The following is a 299-nucleotide window of genomic DNA, read 5'->3' on the forward strand; positions in this document are numbered from 1 at the left end:
GTTTGTCACCGGCAGTCACCTTAGAGTGCCCAACTTAATGATGGCAACTAAGATCAAGGGTTGCGCTCGTTGCGGGACTTAACCCAACATCTCACGACACGAGCTGACGACAACCATGCACCACCTGTCACTCTGCCCCCGAAGGGGAATCCCTATCTCTAGGGTTGTCAGAGGATGTCAAGACCTGGTAAGGTTCTTCGCGTTGCTTCGAATTAAACCACATGCTCCACCGCTTGTGCGGGCCCCCGTCAATTCCTTTGAGTTTCAGCCTTGCGGCCGTACTCCCCAGGCGGAGTGCT

General features: G+C 54.8%; 1 rRNA gene. It reads right to left on the reverse strand.

Annotated elements, in window-relative coordinates:
* A 16S ribosomal RNA gene (locus KFD70_RS29410) occupies nt 1-299 on the reverse strand; the annotation flags it as partial.

It is taken from the genome of Bacillus pfraonensis (assembly GCF_050768835.1).
Lineage (GTDB): Bacteria > Bacillota > Bacilli > Bacillales > Bacillaceae_G > Bacillus_A > Bacillus_A pfraonensis.